Consider the following 19,467-nt stretch of genomic DNA (forward strand, 5'->3'; position numbering starts at 1 on the left):
ACCCCCATGACGTCGAGCACCGACGCCGGTCCCACCGTTCAGTCCAAGCCCACGCGTGCCCGTACCGGCAAGCCGGTGCGCCGCAAGTCCGAGGGCCAGTGGGCGCTCGGCTACCGCGAGCCGCTGAACCCCAACGAACAGAACAAGAAGGACGACAACCCGCTCAACGTCCGCGCCCGGATCGAGAACATCTACGCGGTCAACGGCTTCGACAGTATCGACAAGAGCGACCTGCGCGGCCGGTTCCGCTGGTGGGGTCTCTACACCCAGCGCGAGCAGGGCTACGACGGCACCTTCACCGGTGACGAGAACATCGATCTGCTCGAGGCGAAGTACTTCATGATGCGGGTGCGCTGCGACGGCGGCGCCCTGAACGTCGCGCAGTTGCGCACCCTCGGCGGCATCTCCACCGAGTTCGCCCGGGATACAGCGGACCTGTCGGATCGGGAGAACCTGCAGTACCACTGGATCGAGATCGAGAACGTGCCGGAGATCTGGCGGCGGCTCGAGGAGGTCGGCCTGCAGACCACCGAGGCCTGTGGCGACTGCCCGCGCGTGGTGCTCGGTTCGCCGCTGGCCGGTGAATCCCTCGACGAGGTGATCGACCCGACCCCGGCGATCCAGGAGATCGTGCGCCGCTACATCGGCGACAAGCGCTACTCGAACCTGCCGCGCAAGTTCAAGACCGCCATCTCCGGCCAGCAGGACGTGGTGCACGAGATCAACGACGTCGCCTTCGTCGGCGTGGTGCATCCCGAGCACGGCCCCGGCCTGGATCTGTGGGTGGGCGGTGGCCTGTCCACGAATCCGATGCTGGCCCAGCGGGTCGGCGCGTGGGTGCCGCTGGACGAGGTGCCCGACGTGTGGGAGGCCGTCGTGGCGCTCTACCGCGACTACGGCTACCGCCGCCTGCGCACCAAGGCCCGCCTGAAGTTCCTGATCAAGGACTGGGGCGTGGAGAAGTTCCGCGAGGTGCTCGAGGAGAAGTACCTGAAGCGCAAGCTGATCGACGGGCCCGCGCCGGAGAAGCCGGTCCGCCCGATCGACCACGTTGGCGTGCAGCGGCTGCGCAACGGCCTCAACGCCGTGGGCTTCTCTCCCATCGCCGGCCGCGTGTCCGGCACCGTGCTCACCGAGGTCGCCGACGCGGTCGAGCGCATCGGCTCCGACCGCATCCGCTTCACCCCGTACCAGAAGCTGATCGTGCTCGACGTCGCCGACGACAAGGTCGAACAGCTCATCGCCGAGCTCGAACCGCTCGGCCTGCAGGCCCGCCCGTCGGCGTGGCGGCGAAACCTGCTGGCCTGCAGCGGCATCGAGTTCTGCAAGCTGTCGTTCGTGGAGACCCGCAAGCGCTCCCAGGTGCTCGCCCCCGAGCTGGAGCAGCGCCTGGCCGACATCAACGCCGAGCTGGACGTGCCGATCACGGTGAACATCAACGGCTGCCCGAACTCGTGCGGCCGCTCGCAGATCGCCGACATCGGGTTCAAGGGCCAGCTGGTCGACGACGGCAACGGGAATCAGGTCGAGGGCTTCCAGGTTCATCTGGGTGGCAGCCTCGGGCTGGACAGCGGCTTCGGCCGGAAACTGCGCCAGCACAAGGTGACCAGCGCCGAACTCGGCGACTACATCGAGCGCGTCGTGCGCAACTTCGTCAAGAACCGCGACGGCGGTGAGCGGTTCGCTCAGTGGGCCGTCCGCGCCGACGAGGCCGACCTGCGCTGAGGCGCGGACACCGATTCAGTGGTGACGGGAGATCAACTGTGACAACCCAACTCGCGGAGAAGCTGGCCGAGGACGAGCTGCGGGCCATCGCCGAGCGCGGGGCGGCCGAGCTCGGCCCCGACGCCTCGGCGCAGGACCTGCTGCGCTGGACCGACGAGACCTTCGGCACCGGCTACATCGTCGCCTCGAACATGCAGGACGGCGTGCTGGTACATCTGGCCGCCCAGGTCCGGGCCGGGGTGGACGTGCTCTTTCTGGACACCGGCTACCACTTCGCCGAGACGATCGGCACCCGCGACGCCGTGGAGGCGGTGTACGGGGTGAACGTGGTGAACGTGCGCCCGGAGCAGTCGGTGGACGAGCAGGACCGGCTGCTCGGCAAGGATCTGTTCGCCCGCGACCCCAACGAGTGCTGCCGGTTGCGCAAGGTGGTGCCGTTGCAGCGCGCGCTGGCCGGCTACAACGCCTGGGTCACCGGCATCCGCCGGGTGGAGGCGCCGACCCGCGCGAACGCGCCGCTGATCACCTTCGACGAAGCCTTCGGCCTGGTGAAGATCAACCCGATCGCACCGTGGTCGGACGAGGACATGGACAGCTACATCGCCGCGCACGGCATCCTCGTCAATCCCCTGGTGGAGGAGGGTTATCCGTCCATCGGCTGCGCACCGTGCACACGGAAGCCGGAGCCGGGATCCGATCCGCGAAGCGGCCGTTGGGCCGGCCTCGCCAAGACCGAATGCGGGTTGCACCAGTCATGAACGACACCACGATCACCACCGAGACCGCCGAGCGTTCCCTCGGCATCAGCGATTTCGACACCCTCGCCGCGCTCGAGTCCGAGGCCATCCACATCTTCCGTGAGGTCGCGGGCGAGTTCGAGCGGCCGGTGATCCTGTTCTCCGGCGGCAAGGACTCCACGGTGCTGCTGCACGTGGCGCTCAAGGCGTTCTGGCCCGCGCCGCTGCCGTTCGCGCTGCTGCACGTCGACACCGGGCACAACCTGCCCGAGGTGCTGGAGTTCCGGGACAAGGTCGTCGAGAAGTACGGCCTGCGGCTCCATGTCGCCAGTGTCGAGGAGTACCTGGCCGACGGCCGGCTCACCGAGCGACCCGACGGCATCCGCAACCCGCTGCAGACCGTGCCGCTGCTGGACGCCATCTCCGAGAACCGTTTCGACGCGGTGTTCGGCGGCGGCCGCCGCGACGAGGAGCGCTCGCGGGCCAAGGAGCGGATCTTCTCGCTGCGCAACGCCTTCGGCCAGTGGGACCCCAAGCGGCAGCGCCCGGAGCTGTGGAACCTCTACAACGGCCGCCACGCCCCGGGCGAGCACGTGCGCGTGTTCCCGCTGAGCAACTGGACCGAGCTCGACATCTGGCGCTACATCACCCGCGAGAACGTCGACCTGGCCAGCATCTACTACGCCCACCAGCGCCCGGTCTACCAGCGCGACGGCATGTGGATGACCCCCGGCGTGTGGGGCGGTCCGCGCGAGGGCGAGGTGCTCGAGACCCGCTCGGTGCGTTACCGCACCGTCGGCGACGGCTCCACCACCGGCGCGATCCTGTCCGAGGCCGCGACCAACGAGGCGATCCTGGCCGAGGTCGCCGCCTCGCGACTCACCGAACGGGGCGCCACCCGCGGCGACGACCGGGTGTCGGAGGCCGCGATGGAAGACCGCAAGCGAGAGGGTTACTTCTGATGTCCGTTCAGCCGATCACCGCCGAGCGGAACGTGCGCACCGAGCCGCCGACCCAGCTGCTGCGGCTGGCCACCGCCGGTTCCGTCGACGACGGCAAGTCCACCCTGGTGGGCAGGCTGCTCTTCGACACCAAGTCGGTGCTGGCCGACCAGATCGACGCCGTGACCCGCGCGTCGGTGGACAAGGGCCTGGCCACGCCGGATCTCTCGCTGCTGGTCGACGGCCTGCGGGCCGAGCGGGAACAGGGCATCACCATCGATGTGGCCTACCGCTACTTCGCCACGCCCAAGCGCTCGTTCGTGCTCGCCGACACCCCCGGGCACGTCCAGTACACCCGCAACACCGTCTCCGGCGCGTCGACGGCTCAGCTGGTGATCCTGCTGGTCGACGCGCGCAAGGGCGTCATCGAGCAGACCCGCCGCCACGCCGCCGTGCTGGCCCTGCTCGGTGTGCCGAAGCTGGTGCTCGCGGTGAACAAGATCGACTTGGTCGAGGACGCGGCCGAGGTGTTCGCCCGCATCTCCGCGGAGTTCAACGAACTCACCAGCCGGTTGGGCTGGGCCGACGAGGACGTGCTGGAGATCCCGGTCTCGGCGCTGCACGGCGACAACATCGCCGGCCGTTCCGACAACACCCCCTACTACGACGGCCCCTCGCTCATCGAGCACCTGGAGTCGGTGCCGGTGGACGCCGACAGCACCGGCGCCCACTCGATCGGGCTGCGCTTCCCGGTGCAGTACGTGATCAGGCCGCGCACCGCCGAGTACCCGGACTATCGCGGATATGCCGGGCAGATCGCCGCCGGGTCGGTCGCGCCGGGTGACGAGATCGTGGTGCTGCCCTCGGGCGTGCGCACCACCGTCGAGCGCATCGACACCCCCGACGGCGAGCTGGCGGTCGCGCAGACCGGACGCAGCGTGACGCTGATCCTGTCCGACGAGGTCGACATCTCCCGTGGCGACCTGATCGCCTCGGTGGACGACGCGCCCGAGCCGCTGGACACCTTCGACGCCACCGTCTGCTGGCTGGGTGACAAGCCGCTGCGTCCCGGCGCCCGGCTGCTGCTCAAGCACGGCACCCGCACCACCCAGGCCATCGTCGGCGCGCTCATCGAACGCTTCGACGAGCAGCGCCTGGCGGCGCAGGAGAGCCCGGAGGCCTTGGAGCTCAACGACATCGGCCGGATCTCGGTGCGGGTCGCCGAGCCGATCCCGGCCGACGACTACCGGGTCAACCGGCACACCGGCAGCTTCCTGCTCATCGACCCGGCGGGCGGCAACACGCTGGCCGCGGGCCTGGTCGGTGACGTGCTGACGGCGGTCGAGGTCGGTACCGGCGCCTGACATGAACGCTGCGCTCGGCCCGCCGGGGCAGGCTCGCGGGGTGGCCGTCGCGCCGGCGCTCGTCGCCGTCGCGCACGGCAGCCGGGATCCGCGCTCGGCGGCGACCATGTCCGCGGTCGTCGACGCGGTCGCCGCGGCCCGCCCGGAGGTGGACGTGCGGCTGGCCTTCCTCGACCTGAGCACGCCCGCGGTGGCACAGGTCGTCGACGCCGTCGCGGCCCACGGGCACGCGCACGCCGTCGTGGTGCCGTTGCTGCTGGGCAGCGCCTTCCACGCCCGGGTCGATCTGCCGGGTCTGCTGGATGCCGGGCGGGCCGCGCATCCGCGGTTGCGCCTGGATCAAGCCGAGGTGCTCGGCCCCGATCCCCGGCTGATCGCCGTCCTGGCCGAACGGGTGCGGGCGGCCGACCCGGCGGGCGATCCGGCTCGGCGTGGCGTGGCGGTGGCCGCGGTCGGTTCCTCCTCCCCCGCCGCCAACGCCCGCACCGCCGCGGTGGCCCGCGCACTCACCGCACGGACCGGCTGGCTCACCGAATCCTGTTTCGCCACGGCCGAACCCGGTCTGCCCGCGGCCGTCGCGCGGTTGCGGGCCCGGGGCGCGGACCGGGTCGTGGTCGCGCCGTGGTTCCTGGCGCCCGGCCTGCTGACCGACCGTCTGCACGCGGCCGCGCCCGACGCGATCCACGCCGACGTGCTCGGCGCGCACCGGGCGTTCGCCGAGGTGGTGTGGGACCGCTACGACGCGGCGGTGACGGCCGCGCTGCCGCTGTCGGCCTGAGCTGCTCGTGGCGGCGTTGCCCGGGCAGGTCACGGTGAGTCGCTGGATCAGACCGGACCGCCGCGCATTTCGAGCGCGATCTGGGCGGCGTCGATGTTCGACAGCGCCGCCTGCAACACCTCGGCGTCGAAAGCGCCGTCGTCGCGCGCGTCCAGGATGGCCGCGCGCTGGGCCGACAGGACCGCCAGCCGGTGCTGCTTCGGCGAGGCGGACGGATCGCGCGGTACCCCGGCCGAGACGGTGCGCAGCAGTTCGAGCACACTCGCGCGCTCGTCCCGCAAGTCGTCGCCCGGCCGGGCGGGGCCGAGCAGGCGGCGCACCAGCGGGCCGACGGTCGCGCCCTGGCACAACAGCGAGAGGGTCGCCACCGCGAACGCGACGAAGATCAACAGCGGCCGGTTCGGGGTGTCGGCGGGCAGGGTCTGCGCGGCGGCGACCGTGATCGCGCCGCGCATCCCGGCCAACACCACGACGAAGCCCTCGCGGGGGCCGAGCGGCTGGGCGAGGAAGTAGTCGATGTCGGCCAGCGCGCGGCGCACCCGGCTACCGGCCCGGCGCACCCGGCGCTCGGGGATCGACCGGCCCGCGGGCTCGCCCTCGGCCACGCGGCGGGCGAGCCGCTCGCCGAACTGCCGGATCCGCGGTTGCAGCGCGACGCTGCGGCGCGCACGGTGGGCCAGGGCGGCCAGCAGCAGCCCCACGTAACCCGCGCGCACCAACAGACCCAGCACCAGCGCACCCACCGCGACCAGCAACGCCGAGCCGATCCCGGCGTGCTCGCGGTGCACCTCGGCGACGATGCCCGACAGATGCAGGCCCATGGTGAGGAAGACGATTCCTTCCAGCACCACCTCGATCGTGCGCCAGTTCTGCGAGTCCGAGAGCCGGTGCCGAGCCGAGAGCATGCGCGGCGCGCGGTACCCGGTGACGATCCCGGCCACCACCGCGGCGACGAGCCCCGACCCGCCGAGCAGTTCGGTGGGGACGGACGCGACGAACGGCACCGTGAACGAAATCACGGTGTTCACCGTCGCATCGGCGACCCGGTGCCGCACCGCCAGATTCGCCCACCCCACCACACCGCCGACCACGACCGCCACCAGCACCGACCACGCGAACGTGCCCACCGCCGCACCGAAGGAGAACGCCGCCGCGGTGGCCGCGATCGCGGTGCGCAGCAGCACCAGCGCGGTCGCGTCGTTGAGCAGCGACTCCCCGTCCAGGATCGCCACCACCCGCCGCGGCACGGGCGCCTGCCGGATGATCGAGGTCGCCACCGCATCGGTCGGGCTGATCACCGCGCCCAGCGCGATCCCCCACGCCAGGCTCAGACCGGGAATCGCCCAGGCGAAGAACACCCCGAGGGTCACCGCGGTCAGCACGACCAGCACCACCGAGAGCCCACCGATGGCACCGAAATCGCGGCGGAAGTTCATCGTGGGCATCGCGACGGCGGACGAGTACAGCAGCGGCGGCAGCAAGCCTTCCAGTACCCACTCCGGATCGATCTCCACCTCGGGCACGAAGGGCACCACGCTCCCGACGATGCCCACCGCGACCAGGATCAGCGGTGCGGCCACCCCGAGCTTCGGGCCCACGGTGGCCGCGCCGGCGATCACGATCAGCATCACGACCCCGCCGATCAACAACTCCGCCATGCTCCGACCCTCCCAGATCCGGGCGGACGAATCCCGGACCATCGCCGGGAGCGTCGGAACCGGCTGTCCCCGATGTCGGATCGCATGCGGCGACCTCGTGGCGGGTCAGGTGAGCAGCCGGTCGATGATCGCGCGGGCCGTGGCGAGCTTGGTCTCGTCGCCCAGTTGACGGGCGGTGTTGGCGGCGGTGACCAGGGCGTCGAGTTCGAAGGCCAGAGCGGCCGGGTCGCGCCCGGGCAGTTCGTCGCGGTCGACGGCGTGGCGAAGTTGCTTCTCCAACAACGCCATCCACTCGGCGTGATCGGCGACCAGGGCGTCCCGGACCGGGCCGGGTCTGCTGTCGAACTCGGCCAGGGTCGCGGCGCGGAAACAGCCACCGGGAAACACCGGGTCGGTGATGTAGTCGAGCCAGCGGGTCACCAGGGCGCGGACCCGGGGCAGGCCACGCGGTTCGCGCACGGCGGGCTCGACGATCCGCTCGATGAAGACCTCGCGCGCGGCCCGCACCGCGGCCAGCTGCAACGCCTGCTTGGAGCCGAACAGGGTGGCGATGCCGCTCTTGCTGACGCCCAGATCGGTGGCGAGCCTGCCGATACTCAGCCCGTCCAGTCCTTCCACGGAGGCGACGTCGGCGGCGTGGCGGGCGATCGCCGCGCGGGAGCGGGCGCCCTTGACCAGGCGTTGGTCGGTGATCAGTTCGGCCATAAGCCCCATTCTTCCACCGCGGGGTTGTGAATACGAACGGTCGGTCGTACTTTAAGTACACGAACGATCGTACTTCTTGTTCCCGTTCTCTTCTCGAAGGAACCCCATGACCACGGTGTCCGAGCGGACCCAGCGTCCGCCGAACCTCGCACGCCGCACCTTGCTGATCGCCTGCGGCGCCACCTTCATCGCCCTGCTCGACCTCTCGGTCGTCAACATCGCCTTCCCCTCGCTCGCCCGCGACTACCCCGACACCCCCGTCACGACCCTCACCTGGGTCGTCAGCGGTTACGGCGTGGCCTTCGCCGCCCTGCTCACCCCGGCGGGCCGCTTCGCCGACGCCCTCGGCAGGCGCAGGCTGTTCCGGATCGCGTTGGCCGCCTTCGCACTGACCTCGCTGCTGTGCGGGCTGGCACCCGACGCCGCGACCCTGATCGCGGGACGGGTGGCGCAGGGCGCCGCGGCCGCGCTGATGATGCCCGCCGCCCTCGGCCTGATCCTCGCCGTGACACCGCGCGAGCGGATCGGTGCGGCGATCGGCGCCTGGTCCGCCGCGGGCAGTTTCGCGGCGGTGGTCGGCCCGCCGCTGGGCGGGGCGCTGGTGGAGGCCTTCGGCTGGCGCGCCGTCTTCGTCGTCAACGTGCCGATCGCCCTGGCACTGATGCTGCCCGCCCGCGGGCTCCCCGAGACGGGCCTGCGGCCACCGGGCAGCGGCCTGCCCGACCCGGTCGGCACCATTGCCGTCGCCCTCGGACTCGGCGGACTCGTCGTCGGTGTCACCGAAGGCCAGCGGTGGGGGTGGACCGCCCCCACCACCCTGCTCGCGCTCGGCGTGGGCGCGGCCCTGGTGGCGGTCGCGATCGCCCGCTCGGCCCGCCTGACCGTCACCGGGCGCGCGGCCGGCGCGGCGCTGGCCGTCGGCCTGTGGCGCAGCAGGCCGTACGCGCTGGCGAACGCCGCCTCCTTCGTGTTCGCGGGCGCGATGTACTCCTGGCTGATGGCCGGGCCGCTGTTCCTCGACGCGGTGTGGGGCTACTCGGTGCTCGGATCGGCGGGGGCGATGACGGCCGGTGCGCTGACCTCGATGATCACCGCCACGGCGGCCGGGCGGATCACCGCGCCCGCCGTGCGGCGGTGGGCGGGAGTGCTGGGCGCGCTGCTGTTCGCGGCCGCCGCGCTGTGGATGAGCAGCGACTCCTTCGGCCCCGATCCGGCGCTGTGGACGGCCTGGATCCCCGCCGGCGTGCTCGGCGGCGGCGGGATCGGGCTGGTGCTCACCGCGCTCGGCACGGCCGCGGCCGCGGCGCTGCCACCGGAGCAGTTCGCCGCGGGCATCGGCATGAACCTCACCGCCCGCCAGGTGGGCGGCGCGCTCGGAGTCGCCGTGATGGCCGCAGTGCTCGCCGCCCATCCCGGCGACGCGCTCACCGGCCTGCACACCCACTTCGCCGTCTGCGCGGCCATCGCCGCGCTGACGGCCGTCCTCACCGCCCTCCCCTCCCGACAGGAACAGCCATGAGCGAGACCACGATCGGATCCCACACCGAGGCCGACGACCCGATGCTCCTCGATCCCGGCGCCGCCCGCGCGCTCCTGCGTGGTGCGCCGTGGCGCCGGTACGCGGTGCTCGGCGACTCCATCGCGCAGGGCATCGGCGACCCCACGCCCGGCTACCGCGCGGTCGGATGGGCCGAGCGCGTCGCCGACGCCCTGCGGGCGGTGGTCCCCGGCCTGGCCTACCTCAACACCGGCCGGATGGGCGCCACCTCGGCCCAGGTTCGCGAAGACCAACTCCCCCGGGTGCTCGAGTTCGCGCCCGACCTGGTGCACGTGATCTGCGGCGGCAACGACATGTTCGCCACCGAACCGGACCTGGACGGGCTACGCGACAACCTCGACGCGATGTTCACCGCGCTGCGCGCCACCGGCGCGCAGCTGTGTACGTTCACCGTCGCCGACGTGTGGGAGGTCGAGCGCATGGCGGACATGCGGCCGATGCGCGAGCGCATGACCGCCATGAACGCGGTGATCCGCGATGTCGCGGCCGACCACGACGCCCTGCTGGTCGACTTCTGGCGGCATCCGCTGCGTCTGCGTCCCGATCTGATGAGCGCCGACCTCATCCACTTCGGGACCGGTGGGCATGCCGTCGTCGCCACCGAAATGATCCGCGCGCTGGGTACTCTCGTGCCGGTGAACCCGGCCGCAGGCTGAGCGCCCACGTCCCCGTCGACCGGCTTCCCACTCCACACGGTGGCCGGCGCGACGCCGCGCCGGTCCGGTGGCCGGTCGACGGGGACGGGTACGCCGGCGGTCAGCGGTCGCCCGAGCCACCGCCGGAACCGCCGTTCCCGCCACCGGAGCGGGAGCCACCGTCGGACTTGCCGCCGCCACCCTTACCGCCGCCCTTACCGCCGCCGGACTTCGAGCCACCGCCCGACCCCGCGCCGCCGGAATCCGAACCCTTCGACGACGTGCCGGACGAACTCGCCCCCGAACCGTTCCGGTCACCCGGCGTCCCGCCCGACGACTCGCCGCCGGAACCACCCGAACCACCGGCGGACGTGCCGCCACCGGAACCGCCGCCGGCACCGGAGGACGCCCCGCCCGAACCACCGGAGCCCGCGCCCGCCGAACCGCCATCGGAACCGCCGGAGTCCGCGGCCCCCGAGCCACCACCGGAAGCATCACCGGAACTCTCACCCCCGGAGGACGCGCCGCCCGAACCGTCGGTGGTTCCGCCGGACGCGCCGCCCGAACTGGCACCGTCGCTTCCCGGCGCACCTTCGGCTCCGCCGCCGTCACTCGCGGCCCCCGAACCCGGTTGATCCCCACCGGTATTCGTCTCCGCCGTTCCGTCCGCGCCGGTGCCCGGCGCTGCCTCGGTACCCGCGGGCACCGACCCACCGGCAGCGGGAGCCGAGGGCTGCGCACCGCCCGGCGCGGGCACACCGGGATCGCTGACCGGCGTCCCCTGGGCGGGGCCGGTAGCCGGCTGACCGGGCGCGGGGCCCGAACCCGGCTGTGCCGGTGGTGTGTTCGTGCCCGGCGCCGGGCTCGGCGGAGTCGGCCGCTCCCATTCGCTGTCGAGGGTGGCCCACCCGAACGGCAGCGGGTTGGTGAAGTGCGCCGGGTCGGCGTAGAGCGCGGGGTACCGCTCGGTCCGGGGATCGTTGTGCGCACCGCGGCGGGATTCCGCGATGGTCGGTCCGGCGGGCCGGTCGGTGGCGGTGGCGGCGTAACGGCCGTGCGGATTGCGGGTGAGCCCGGCGACGGGCTGGGTCAACCCTAGTGGAACACCGTGGCGGACACCGTGATCCACGACCGCGCCGGTGTAGGACGCGTGCGGCAGCGCCTCCAGCGGCACCGGCAGTTCCGGGAAGCGCTGCAGGACCGGCGCCAGCACCGGCTCGGCGGTGCCGCCGAGCACGGTCGCCGCCGAGACCGCGATCGCGGACGCGACCGCGGCGCCCGAGAACACCACCCCGCGCGCGGAGTGCGACTCGCCGAGCTCGGGCGCGAAGACGCGCGCGGCGAAATGGGCCGCGCCCGCGGCGGTGATGTGTGCCGGGTCGGCGGCCGTGACCACCGGCCTGCCCAGCTCGGCCAGGGTCGCCGCCACCTCGGGCGGGCGGGCCGCACCGCCGACGACCAGCACGCGGTCGATGTCGGAGAGGCTGCGGCCGGTGGAGCGCACCGCGGCCCGGACGACCTCGAACGAGTCGCGCACGTGCTCGGCACGCAGGCCGTCGACATCGACCAGCGAGGTGAGCGAGACCGACCCGGTGACCGCGCCGCGCGAGTAGCGGGCGAGCATCGTCCCGAGCGGTCGCCCGCCGAAGTCGTAGCAGCGCCGGGGATTTCCCACGATCGGGTGATCGGGCCAGTCCGGGCCGACCCGCACGACGGTGACATCGAGGCTGGTGGCGCCGAGGTCGTACACCAGGACGAAGCCGGACTCGAGCGGGCCGTGCTCGTGCGCCAGCCACTCCGCGGCGGCGACCGGCTCGGGGACCAGCATCACCTCGCGGGCGCCGGAGAGGTCGAGCGCCTGGCGCAACAGGGCGACCTGCTTGTCCGAGTACACCGCCGGATAGGTGAGGACCGCACCCGCGACGGCCTCGGTGCCGCCGATCAGTTCACGGAGCACGGTGGCGACGAGACCGGGCGCGGTGTAGAGGCGACCCCCGAGTAGCAGTGGTTCGGGATCGCGCGCCAGATCCGCGAAATCGGTGACGGCCGAGTCGACCCGCGGCACGCCCCCGACGCGGACCGCCGCGCCGGCGTCATCGAAGGTGAGGGCGGTGCGCCGGACCCGGATCGACGGCCGGGGCCGAGTAGTGGTGACCGCGGCGGACACGGAGTTCACCGCACCGATGCTGAAACCCACGCACAGAGACAATTCGCCATCCCGTCAACGCACCGAGACCACGTCCAGCACACAGTCCAGCCGTGTGGCCGCGGTCGTCTTCCAAACAGCTCACATAGGGTAACTGACGATCCGCGCCGCGCGTGTCGATTCCGTATCAATTCATGTGCACTTCGGTACATTTCGGCACGAAGTCGCAGGAAGACGCGGTACAAGCGGGCATCAAGTCCCCTCGACACGCCGGAAATGCACTGAGCGGGAGGATCTTCCGCTACCGAGCAGCGACCATGGCGTGAACCATGGCCACCCGCCGGGCCGTCCCACGAGCGGGCACGAGCAAATAGCGAGACATCGCTGGACACAGCGCATTTCCCCCATTGCCGGCGATTCGCTTGTTACCGGTCGGTCGGTATGCCAAGCACGACCGTCGCCGGACAATCGGTCTGTTTTCACCGCGCCGGCCGTACCGCGGGGAAAAGGAGAGCGGCGCATCGGTTTCCGATGCGCCGCTCACTCACCGCCGTTCGGGCCGCCCCACGGCGGCCCGCTCGCTCACACCCGCGCCAGCAGCTTCCGCAGCCCGCGCTCGTGTCGCGGCGCGACCGCGCCGCCGGCGATCGCCTCGGGCCTGCGCGCCCGCACGAGCCGGTCGAACTCCTCGGCACCGTGCACCGGGTCCGGCAGCCGTCCGGCGTTGAAATCGTCGGCCAGTTGCTGCACCGTCTCCTGCGCGCACGACTTGTTCGTGCCGATGAACCCGGTGGGGCCGCGCTTGATCCAGCCGGTCACGTAGGCGCCGGTCAGCGGTTCGCCCTCGGCACGGTCGAGCACCCGCCCGGCGCGGTTGGGAATGACGCCGCCGCGCTCGTCGAACGGCAGCCCCGGCAGCGGCACGCCCCGGTAGCCGACCGAGGTGAGCACCAGACCGGCGTCGATGCGCTCGGTGACGTCGGTGGGCACCGCGGTGGTGCGGCCGTCCGCGTCGGTGACCAGCTCGTTGCGCGTCACCTCCAGGCCGGTGACCCGGTCGGTGCCGAGCACCTGCGCGGGCGAGGCCAGGTAGCGGAACACGATCCGCTTGCGCTCGCCCACCGGCCGCCGCGCGACCTGGTGCAGCAGGCGCAGCTTCTGCTCGATCTTGTACAGCAGGTCCGCGGTGATCTCGGGCAGCTCGCCCTCGACCACGATGTCCACGTCGGCACCGAGCAGGCCGACGAACTCCGGCACGGTGAAGGCGGATTCGGCCGGGCCGCGCCTGCCGAGCACCACCACTTCCTCGATCTTGCTCTCGCGCAGCGCAGCCAGGGCGTACGGCGCGACGTCGGTGCCCGCGAGAGTGGCCGGGTCGCTGGTCAGGATGCGGGCGACGTCGAGGGCGACGTTGCCGTTGCCGACGATGACCGCGCGCCGCTGGGTCAGATCGAACCGATCGTCGGCGTGGTCGGGGTGGCCGTTGTACCAGGCGACGAAGTCGGTGGCCGAGACGTTGCCGGGCAGTCCCTCACCGGGGATGCCGAGCTTGCGGTCCGAGGACGCGCCCACCGCGTAGATCACCGCGTGGAAGTACCGCAGCAGTTCCTCGTGCGAGATGTGCTCGCCCACCGCCACGTTCAGGTACGAGCCGAAGCCCGGCTGCGCGGAGATGACGTCGAAGAGCCTGCTGACCTGCCGGGTCTTCGCGTGATCCGGCGCAACGCCGTGCCGGGCCAGGCCGTAGGGCACCGGGAGCCGGTCGAACACGGTCACCGCGACGTTCGGCTGGGTGAGCAACTCGTCGGCGGCGTACATCGCCGACGGACCCGAACCCACGATCGCCACCCGCAGCGGGGACCGTTCGGTCTCGATCCGCGGCGCGGGCACCGGACGCGCCAACAGCGGCCGGGGCCGCTCCTGCCGGTAGAAGTCGGCGTTGATCTCGATGAAGGGCAGCTGCTCGGCGGTCAGCTTCTTCGAAGAGGTGATCGCGTCGACGGGGCAGGCGGTGGCGCACGCACCGCAGTCCACGCACGCCTGCGGGTCGACGTAGAGCATCTCCGCCGTCAGGAAGTCCGGCTCGTCGGGCGTGGGATGGATGCAGTTGACCGGGCAGGCGTACACGCACGAGGCGTCACTGCAACAGGATTGGGTGACGACGTAGGGCATGGTCTTCCGCCGATCAGCCGGCCGTGACCAGGCGCAGCGGCTCGGACCGGTAGCGGCTGGACGGGCCGTCGATCTTCAGCAGCTTCCACACCCGCTTGGCGATCGGGTTCATCAGGCCCAGTTCCTTGGCCAGCGCGCGCACGTCCACGAAGTAGTCGCTGAAGACCTGCTTGGCCTCCTTCGAGCCGTAGAACAGCTCCTTGCGCACCTTCTCCGGGATGCCGAACTCCTTGAAGAACGACTTGGGCGGGGTGGCGATGGAGCGGCCGAGGATCCACATCACCAGCGGCATGGCCAGCGACAGCACGAACTTGTTGGCCGCGTTGACCTCGGGCACGTGGGTCTTGAGGAACTCGTGCGCGAAGGAGATGTGGCGGGCCTCCTCGGCGACGTGGATGGCCATCACGCCGAGCATGATCGGGTGGACCTCTTCGCCGGAGCGCAGGATCTGCTTCTGGATGTGGTCGATGGGCTCCTCACCCGCGAGCACGGCCATGAAGAACAGGTTGGGGGCGAGCGCGGCCACCGGCGCAGCCAGGTACTTGAACTTGCTGACCAGGGGGCCCATGCCCGGCACATCGATGCCGATGCGGTTGACCATCTCCTGGAACATCAGGGTGTGGTTGTGCTCCTCGATCATCTCGTGGGAGCAGTAGCGGAACTCCGGGGAGCCGTTGGGCAGGCCGAAGTTGTGGATCACCATGCCGCTGATGAGGATCGACTCGAACTGTAGGCCGACCTTGGCGACGTTGGCCTGGCGGTACTTGCCGATCTCGATCTGCTTGTCCTTGGGCAGCGCGAGGTACCACGGGTGCCGGCCGAGCGGATCGGCCGACTGCGGAAGGATCCAGCGCTCCTCACCGGCGGTGGCGGCGTAGTCGGGGTTGTCCCAGTCGATGTCCTCGAAGGGGTCGAAGTGCCGGTTCACCGAGCCCTCGGACAGCAGCAGCAGCTTGGCGGCGTACTCCTGCGCCTTCGCGAGATCGGGGTCGATATCGGGCGTCGCGGCTGTCGACATCGTCGTCACTGCCTCTCCTCAGGGGACCGATTAACTGTTTCCAATAGTTACACCTACGCGCGAGTAGGTCAACCCGACAAGATCATCGATCGCCGTCACCCCGTCCCACCTGCGAAAACACGCGGCACGCGACATGAAAAAGTGCCGGACGCCCAGCGGCGTCCGGCACTCTCGGTCACAGTTACTGCGTCGGCAGCTCCGGAATCCGGGTGGCCCGCGCGTACACCGTCTCCCCGTCGGTCAGGCGCAGCGCCTCGGCGTCGCCGCGGGTCACCTGCGCGGAGAACAGGTCGCCGGTCGCGGCGTTGCGCAGCTCCACCCTGACCTCGAACCCGAGGTGCACCACCCGCTCCACCGTGGCCCGGGTGACACCCGCCGACTCCGCGGTGCCCTCGTGCGCGGCCAGCGCCATGCTGGGATCGCGGCCCACCCGGATGTCGTGCGGCCGCACCAGGTGGCCGTTGAGCCGGGCGACGTCACCGAGGAAGGACATCACGAACTCGTTCGCGGGCCGGTCGTAGACGTCCTCGGGGGTGCCGACCTGCTCGATGCGGCCCTTGTTCATCACCGCGATCCGGTCGGCGACGTCGAGCGCCTCCTCCTGGTCGTGGGTGACCAGCACGGTGGTGACGTGCACCTCCTCGTGCAGCCTGCGCAGCCAGGTGCGCAGATCGGCGCGCACCTTGGCGTCGAGGGCGCCGAACGGCTCGTCCAGCAGCAGCACCTGCGGGTCCACCGCCAACGCGCGGGCCAGCGCCATGCGCTGGCGCTGGCCGCCGGACAGCTGCGCGGGATAGCGGTGCTGGAAGCCGTCCAAGCCGACGATGCCCAGCAGTTCGTCGACCCGTTTGGTGATCTCGGCCTTGGGCCGCTTGCGGATCTTCAGGCCGAAGGCGACGTTGTCGCGCACGGTCATGTGCTTGAACGCCGCGTAGTGCTGGAAGACGAACCCGATGTCGCGCTTCTGCGGCGCCACCCGGGTGACGTCCTTGCCCGCGATCACCACGACGCCGTCGTCGAGGGCTTCCAGACCGGCGATGGAGCGCAACAGCGTCGACTTGCCGGAGCCGGACGGGCCGAGCAGCGCGGTCAGCTCACCCGAGGGGATCTCGATGGTGACGTCGTCGAGCGCGGCGAAGTTGCCGTAGTTCTTGCGGGCGTTGGTGACGGTGATCATGGCGTGCCTCTGCGGGTTCCGGTGGGCGGGGTGATCATGTGGCGTCCCGCTTGCGCTCGAGAACGGTCATCAGCAGCAGGGTCACCAGGGCTATGCCCATCAGCAGGGTGGCGGCGCAGTACGCGCCGAAGGTGTTGTGGTCGTTGATGTAGCGGCCGTGCACCAGCAGCGTGAGCGTCTGGGACTTGCCGGGCAGCGCCGAGGACACCATGATCACCGCGCCGAACTCGCCGAGCGAGCGCGCGACGGTGAGCACGATGCCGTAGGTCAGCCCCCAGCGGATGGCGGGCAGGGTGATCCGCCAGAAGGTCTGCCAGCGCGAGGCGCCGAGGGTCGCGGCGGCCTGCTCCTGGTCGTCGCCGATCTCGTGCAGCACCGGCTCGACCTCGCGCACCACGAACGGCAGCGTGACGAAGATGGTCGCGATGACCATGCCGGGCAGGCTGAAGATGACCTTGAAACCCAGGTTCTCGACGCCGCCCAGCCAGCCGCCCGCACCCCACAGCAGAATCAGCGCCACACCGACGACCACCGGCGACACCGCGAACGGCAGGTCGACGATGCCCTGCACCAGGGTGCGGCCCGGGAACCGGCCGCGCACCAGCGCCAGGGCGGTGATCACACCGAACACCACGTTCACCGGCACCACGATCGCGACGATGAGCAGCGACAGCTGGAAGGCCGAGATGGCGGCCGGAGTGGTGATGGAGTCGACGAAGGCGCCGATGCCGTTTTCGAACGTGCGCCACAGGATGACGATCAGCGGCAGCACCAGCAGCACGAACAGGTAGCCCAGGGCCACCGTCCGCAGCGACAGGCGGGTCAACGGTGACAGTCTCATCGGCTCGCCTGCTCCTTGCGCGCGGCGCGGTCGGCGAGCAGCCGCAGCACCAGCAGCGTCACGAACGCGATCGCCAGCAGCGCGACCGAGACCGCGGCGGCGTTGATCGGCCGATCGATCTCGATCTGCTTCTGGATGTACTGCGAGGCCATCTCGGTCTTGCGGGGGATCGCGCCGCCGATCAGCACCACCGATCCGTACTCGCCGATGGCGCGGGCGAAGGCCAGGCCGCCGCCGCTGATGACGGCCGGGGTGAGCGCGGGCAGCACGATCCGGCGGAAGGTGGTCCAGTTGTCCGCGCCCAGCGAGAGCGCGGCCTGTTCCACCTCGCGGTCGGCCTCGATGAGCACCGGCTGCACCGAGCGCACCACGAACGGCAGCGTGACGAACGCCAGCGCCACCACCAGGCCCGGCTGGGTGGCGTTGAGGTGGATGTCGATGGGGCTCTGCGGGCCGTAGAGCGAGAGCAACACGATGCTGGCCACGATGGTCGGCAGCGCGAAGGGCAGATCGATGAGGGCGTTGACCACGCCCTTGCCGGGGAACTCGTCGCGGACCAGCACCCAGGCGATCAACGTGCCCATCACCACGTTGATCAGCGCGACCACCACCGAGACGAGCACGGTGATGCGCAACGAGTCCAGCGCCGCGGGGGCGGTGACCGCGTCCCAGAAGCCGCCCCAGCCGTCCTCGAAGGAGGTGACGGTGAGCGCGGCCAGTGGCAGCAGCACGATGATGCTCAGCCACAGCACCGCGGTGGCGATGCCGAGCGGGCCCACCGACCCGGTGACCCGCAGCCACGCCAGCGGCGAGCGCGTCGGTTTTCTGGTGACGCCGGTACCGAGGGCGGGCGTGCCCACCTCGGTACCGGCGCTACTGCTGTCACTCACAGTGCTCGAGTTTCCCGTATCGATCCGGCTACTTGGTGGCGTTTTACTTGGTGGCGTTGTCGTAGATCACCGCGATGCTGCCGGTCTCCGGCGCGAACAGCTGCGAGTCCACCTGCTTCCAGCCGCCGAGGTCGGCGATGGTCCACAGCTTCTCCGGGGTCGGGAAGTCGGCGGTGAACTCCGCGGCGACCGCCGGGTCCACCGGCCGGAAACCGGCCTCGGCCCACGCCTTCTGGCCCGCGGGGGTGTAGAGGAAGTCGCGGAACGCCACGGCCTTCTCCGGGTTCTGGCTGTTCTTCAGCACCGCCACCGGGTTCTCGATCTTGAAGGTCTGCGCGGGCACGATGTGCTCGATCGGGTCGCCGTTGCGCTCGGCGAAGATCGCCTCGTTCTCGTAGCTCAGCAACACGTCACCGGTGCCCTGCAGGAACGTCTCGGTGGCTTCGCGGCCGGACTTGGGCTGCACCTTCACGTGCGTGAGCAGCTGGGTCAGGTAGTCCAGGCCCGCCTGCGGGTTCTTGCCGCCGTCGGACTTGGCGGCGTAGGGGGCGAGCAGATTCCACTTGGCCGAGCCGGAGCTGAACGGGTTGGGGGTGACCACCTCGACGTCCGGGCGCAGCAGGTCGTCCCAGTCGCGGATGTTCTTGGGGTTGTCCTTGCGGACCACGATGGCCACCACCGAACCGAACGGGATGCCCTTGTTGGCGTCGGCGTTCCAGTTCGCGTCGACCAGGCCCGCGTCGACCAGGCGGGTGATGTCGGGTTCGACCGAGAAGTTCACCACATCGGCCTGGGCGCCGTCCTTGACCTTGCGGGACTGATCGCCCGAGGCACCGTAGGACTGCTGGATCTGCACGCCCTCGCCGGCCTCGGTCTGGTTGAACGCCGGGATCACCTTGTCGTAGCCCGGCTTGGGCACGGCGTAGGCGTAGAGGTTGAGGCTGCCGCCACTGCCGTCGGCGCCGCCGCCACCGGCGACATCGCTGGCGCCACCACCGCACGCGGTGAGGACGACCGCGGCGACCGTGGTGAGGGCGGCGGCGGCGAAGCGTCGGCGCGGGGCGAGCCAGGTTGTGCGAGACATCGGGGTGACCTTTCGGTGCTGACAGAGCTGCTGATCGT

At 71.0% G+C, this 19,467-nt stretch carries 16 protein-coding genes; 7 read left to right on the plus strand and 9 right to left on the minus strand.

Features of this window, described 5'->3' with window-relative positions:
• Positions 1-6 precede the first annotated feature (6 nt).
• The 5 genes from AMO33_RS13175 to AMO33_RS13195 are packed head-to-tail and all read left to right on the plus strand — an operon-like array spanning position 7 to position 5,545.
• A complete protein-coding gene (locus AMO33_RS13175) occupies positions 7-1,725 on the plus strand; it encodes a nitrite/sulfite reductase (protein ID WP_060592793.1) in 1,719 nt (572 codons plus the stop codon).
• Positions 1,726-1,763: 38 nt separating this feature from the next.
• Positions 1,764-2,483: a phosphoadenylyl-sulfate reductase gene (locus AMO33_RS13180; protein ID WP_060592794.1), complete on the plus strand. Its 720-nt coding sequence runs from the start codon at positions 1,764-1,766 to the stop codon at positions 2,481-2,483.
• The gene (cysD, locus tag AMO33_RS13185; RefSeq protein WP_011207947.1) at positions 2,480-3,424 is read left to right on the plus strand and encodes a sulfate adenylyltransferase subunit CysD; all 945 of its coding nucleotides are present in this window, start codon (positions 2,480-2,482) and stop codon (positions 3,422-3,424) included. Before AMO33_RS13180 ends, cysD begins: the two co-directional genes overlap by 4 nt.
• Positions 3,424-4,767 carry a sulfate adenylyltransferase subunit 1 gene (locus AMO33_RS13190; RefSeq protein ID WP_011207946.1) on the plus strand — a complete coding sequence of 448 codons (1,344 nt, stop codon included), beginning with the start codon at positions 3,424-3,426 and terminating at the stop codon, positions 4,765-4,767. The genes cysD and AMO33_RS13190 overlap by 1 nt, the downstream gene beginning before the upstream one ends.
• Before the next feature lies 1 nt (position 4,768).
• The gene (locus AMO33_RS13195) at positions 4,769-5,545 is read left to right on the plus strand and encodes a sirohydrochlorin chelatase (RefSeq protein ID WP_060592795.1); all 777 of its coding nucleotides are present in this window, start codon (positions 4,769-4,771) and stop codon (positions 5,543-5,545) included.
• Between the two features lie 47 nt (positions 5,546-5,592).
• On the opposite strand, the gene AMO33_RS13200 is transcribed toward AMO33_RS13195, so the two are convergent.
• Both AMO33_RS13200 and AMO33_RS13205 read right to left on the minus strand, forming a co-directional pair.
• The gene (locus AMO33_RS13200; protein ID WP_060592796.1) at positions 5,593-7,203 is read right to left on the minus strand and encodes a cation:proton antiporter; all 1,611 of its coding nucleotides are present in this window, start codon (positions 7,201-7,203) and stop codon (positions 5,593-5,595) included.
• 105 nt (positions 7,204-7,308) lie between these two features.
• A complete protein-coding gene (locus tag AMO33_RS13205) occupies positions 7,309-7,917 on the minus strand; it encodes a TetR/AcrR family transcriptional regulator (RefSeq protein ID WP_060592797.1) in 609 nt (202 codons plus the stop codon).
• A gap of 97 nt (positions 7,918-8,014) precedes the next feature.
• Between AMO33_RS13205 and AMO33_RS13210 the strand changes: the two genes are divergently transcribed.
• Both AMO33_RS13210 and AMO33_RS13215 read left to right on the plus strand, forming a co-directional pair.
• On the plus strand, positions 8,015-9,427 hold the full coding sequence (locus AMO33_RS13210; RefSeq protein ID WP_060592798.1) for an MFS transporter: 1,413 nt from the start codon (positions 8,015-8,017) through the stop codon (positions 9,425-9,427).
• Positions 9,424-10,122 carry an SGNH/GDSL hydrolase family protein gene (locus tag AMO33_RS13215; protein ID WP_060592799.1) on the plus strand — a complete coding sequence of 233 codons (699 nt, stop codon included), beginning with the start codon at positions 9,424-9,426 and terminating at the stop codon, positions 10,120-10,122. Before AMO33_RS13210 ends, AMO33_RS13215 begins: the two co-directional genes overlap by 4 nt.
• Positions 10,123-10,222: 100 nt before the next feature.
• Here the strand turns inward: AMO33_RS13215 and AMO33_RS13220 are convergent, their stop codons facing one another.
• From AMO33_RS13220 to AMO33_RS13250, 7 genes are all read right to left on the minus strand, one after another.
• Complete coding sequence (locus AMO33_RS13220; RefSeq protein ID WP_159005593.1) at positions 10,223-12,277, minus strand: Hsp70 family protein; 2,055 nt, start codon at positions 12,275-12,277, stop codon at positions 10,223-10,225.
• 552 nt (positions 12,278-12,829) lie between these two features.
• Positions 12,830-14,419: an FAD-dependent oxidoreductase gene (locus AMO33_RS13225; protein ID WP_076573573.1), complete on the minus strand. Its 1,590-nt coding sequence runs from the start codon at positions 14,417-14,419 to the stop codon at positions 12,830-12,832.
• 13 nt (positions 14,420-14,432) lie between these two features.
• A complete protein-coding gene (locus tag AMO33_RS13230) occupies positions 14,433-15,437 on the minus strand; it encodes an AurF N-oxygenase family protein (RefSeq protein ID WP_041560754.1) in 1,005 nt (334 codons plus the stop codon).
• Between the two features lie 181 nt (positions 15,438-15,618).
• Complete coding sequence (locus tag AMO33_RS13235; protein ID WP_011207937.1) at positions 15,619-16,614, minus strand: sulfate/molybdate ABC transporter ATP-binding protein; 996 nt, start codon at positions 16,612-16,614, stop codon at positions 15,619-15,621.
• Between the two features lie 34 nt (positions 16,615-16,648).
• Positions 16,649-17,455, minus strand: a complete 807-nt coding sequence (cysW, locus tag AMO33_RS13240) for a sulfate ABC transporter permease subunit CysW (RefSeq protein WP_011207936.1) — start codon at positions 17,453-17,455, stop codon at positions 16,649-16,651.
• Entirely contained in the window at positions 17,452-18,261 is an 810-nt protein-coding gene (gene cysT / locus AMO33_RS13245; RefSeq protein WP_041560753.1) for a sulfate ABC transporter permease subunit CysT, read from the minus strand. Before cysT ends, cysW begins: the two co-directional genes overlap by 4 nt.
• Before the next feature lie 127 nt (positions 18,262-18,388).
• Positions 18,389-19,429: a sulfate ABC transporter substrate-binding protein gene (locus AMO33_RS13250; protein WP_060593470.1), complete on the minus strand. Its 1,041-nt coding sequence runs from the start codon at positions 19,427-19,429 to the stop codon at positions 18,389-18,391.
• Positions 19,430-19,467: the final 38 nt, after the last annotated feature.

It is taken from the genome of Nocardia farcinica (genome assembly GCF_001182745.1).
GTDB lineage: Bacteria > Actinomycetota > Actinomycetes > Mycobacteriales > Mycobacteriaceae > Nocardia > Nocardia farcinica.

Excerpts from the sequence above, each read along its gene's own strand:
- AMO33_RS13175 (WP_060592793.1), top strand. The coding sequence starts at position 7 with ATGACGTCGAGCACCGACGCCGGTCCCACCGTTCAGTCCAAGCCCACG.
- AMO33_RS13190 (WP_011207946.1), top strand. The coding sequence starts at position 3,424 with ATGTCCGTTCAGCCGATCACCGCCGAGCGGAACGTGCGCACCGAGCCG.
- AMO33_RS13250 (WP_060593470.1), bottom strand. The coding sequence starts at position 19,429 with ATGTCTCGCACAACCTGGCTCGCCCCGCGCCGACGCTTCGCCGCCGCC.
- AMO33_RS13210 (WP_060592798.1), top strand. The coding sequence starts at position 8,015 with ATGACCACGGTGTCCGAGCGGACCCAGCGTCCGCCGAACCTCGCACGC.
- cysW (WP_011207936.1), bottom strand. The coding sequence starts at position 17,455 with ATGAGACTGTCACCGTTGACCCGCCTGTCGCTGCGGACGGTGGCCCTG.
- AMO33_RS13235 (WP_011207937.1), bottom strand. The coding sequence starts at position 16,614 with ATGATCACCGTCACCAACGCCCGCAAGAACTACGGCAACTTCGCCGCG.
- AMO33_RS13195 (WP_060592795.1), top strand. The coding sequence starts at position 4,769 with ATGAACGCTGCGCTCGGCCCGCCGGGGCAGGCTCGCGGGGTGGCCGTC.
- AMO33_RS13215 (WP_060592799.1), top strand. The coding sequence starts at position 9,424 with ATGAGCGAGACCACGATCGGATCCCACACCGAGGCCGACGACCCGATG.
- AMO33_RS13205 (WP_060592797.1), bottom strand. The coding sequence starts at position 7,917 with ATGGGGCTTATGGCCGAACTGATCACCGACCAACGCCTGGTCAAGGGC.
- AMO33_RS13200 (WP_060592796.1), bottom strand. The coding sequence starts at position 7,203 with ATGGCGGAGTTGTTGATCGGCGGGGTCGTGATGCTGATCGTGATCGCC.
- cysD (WP_011207947.1), top strand. The coding sequence starts at position 2,480 with ATGAACGACACCACGATCACCACCGAGACCGCCGAGCGTTCCCTCGGC.
- AMO33_RS13225 (WP_076573573.1), bottom strand. The coding sequence starts at position 14,419 with ATGCCCTACGTCGTCACCCAATCCTGTTGCAGTGACGCCTCGTGCGTG.
- AMO33_RS13230 (WP_041560754.1), bottom strand. The coding sequence starts at position 15,437 with ATGTCGACAGCCGCGACGCCCGATATCGACCCCGATCTCGCGAAGGCG.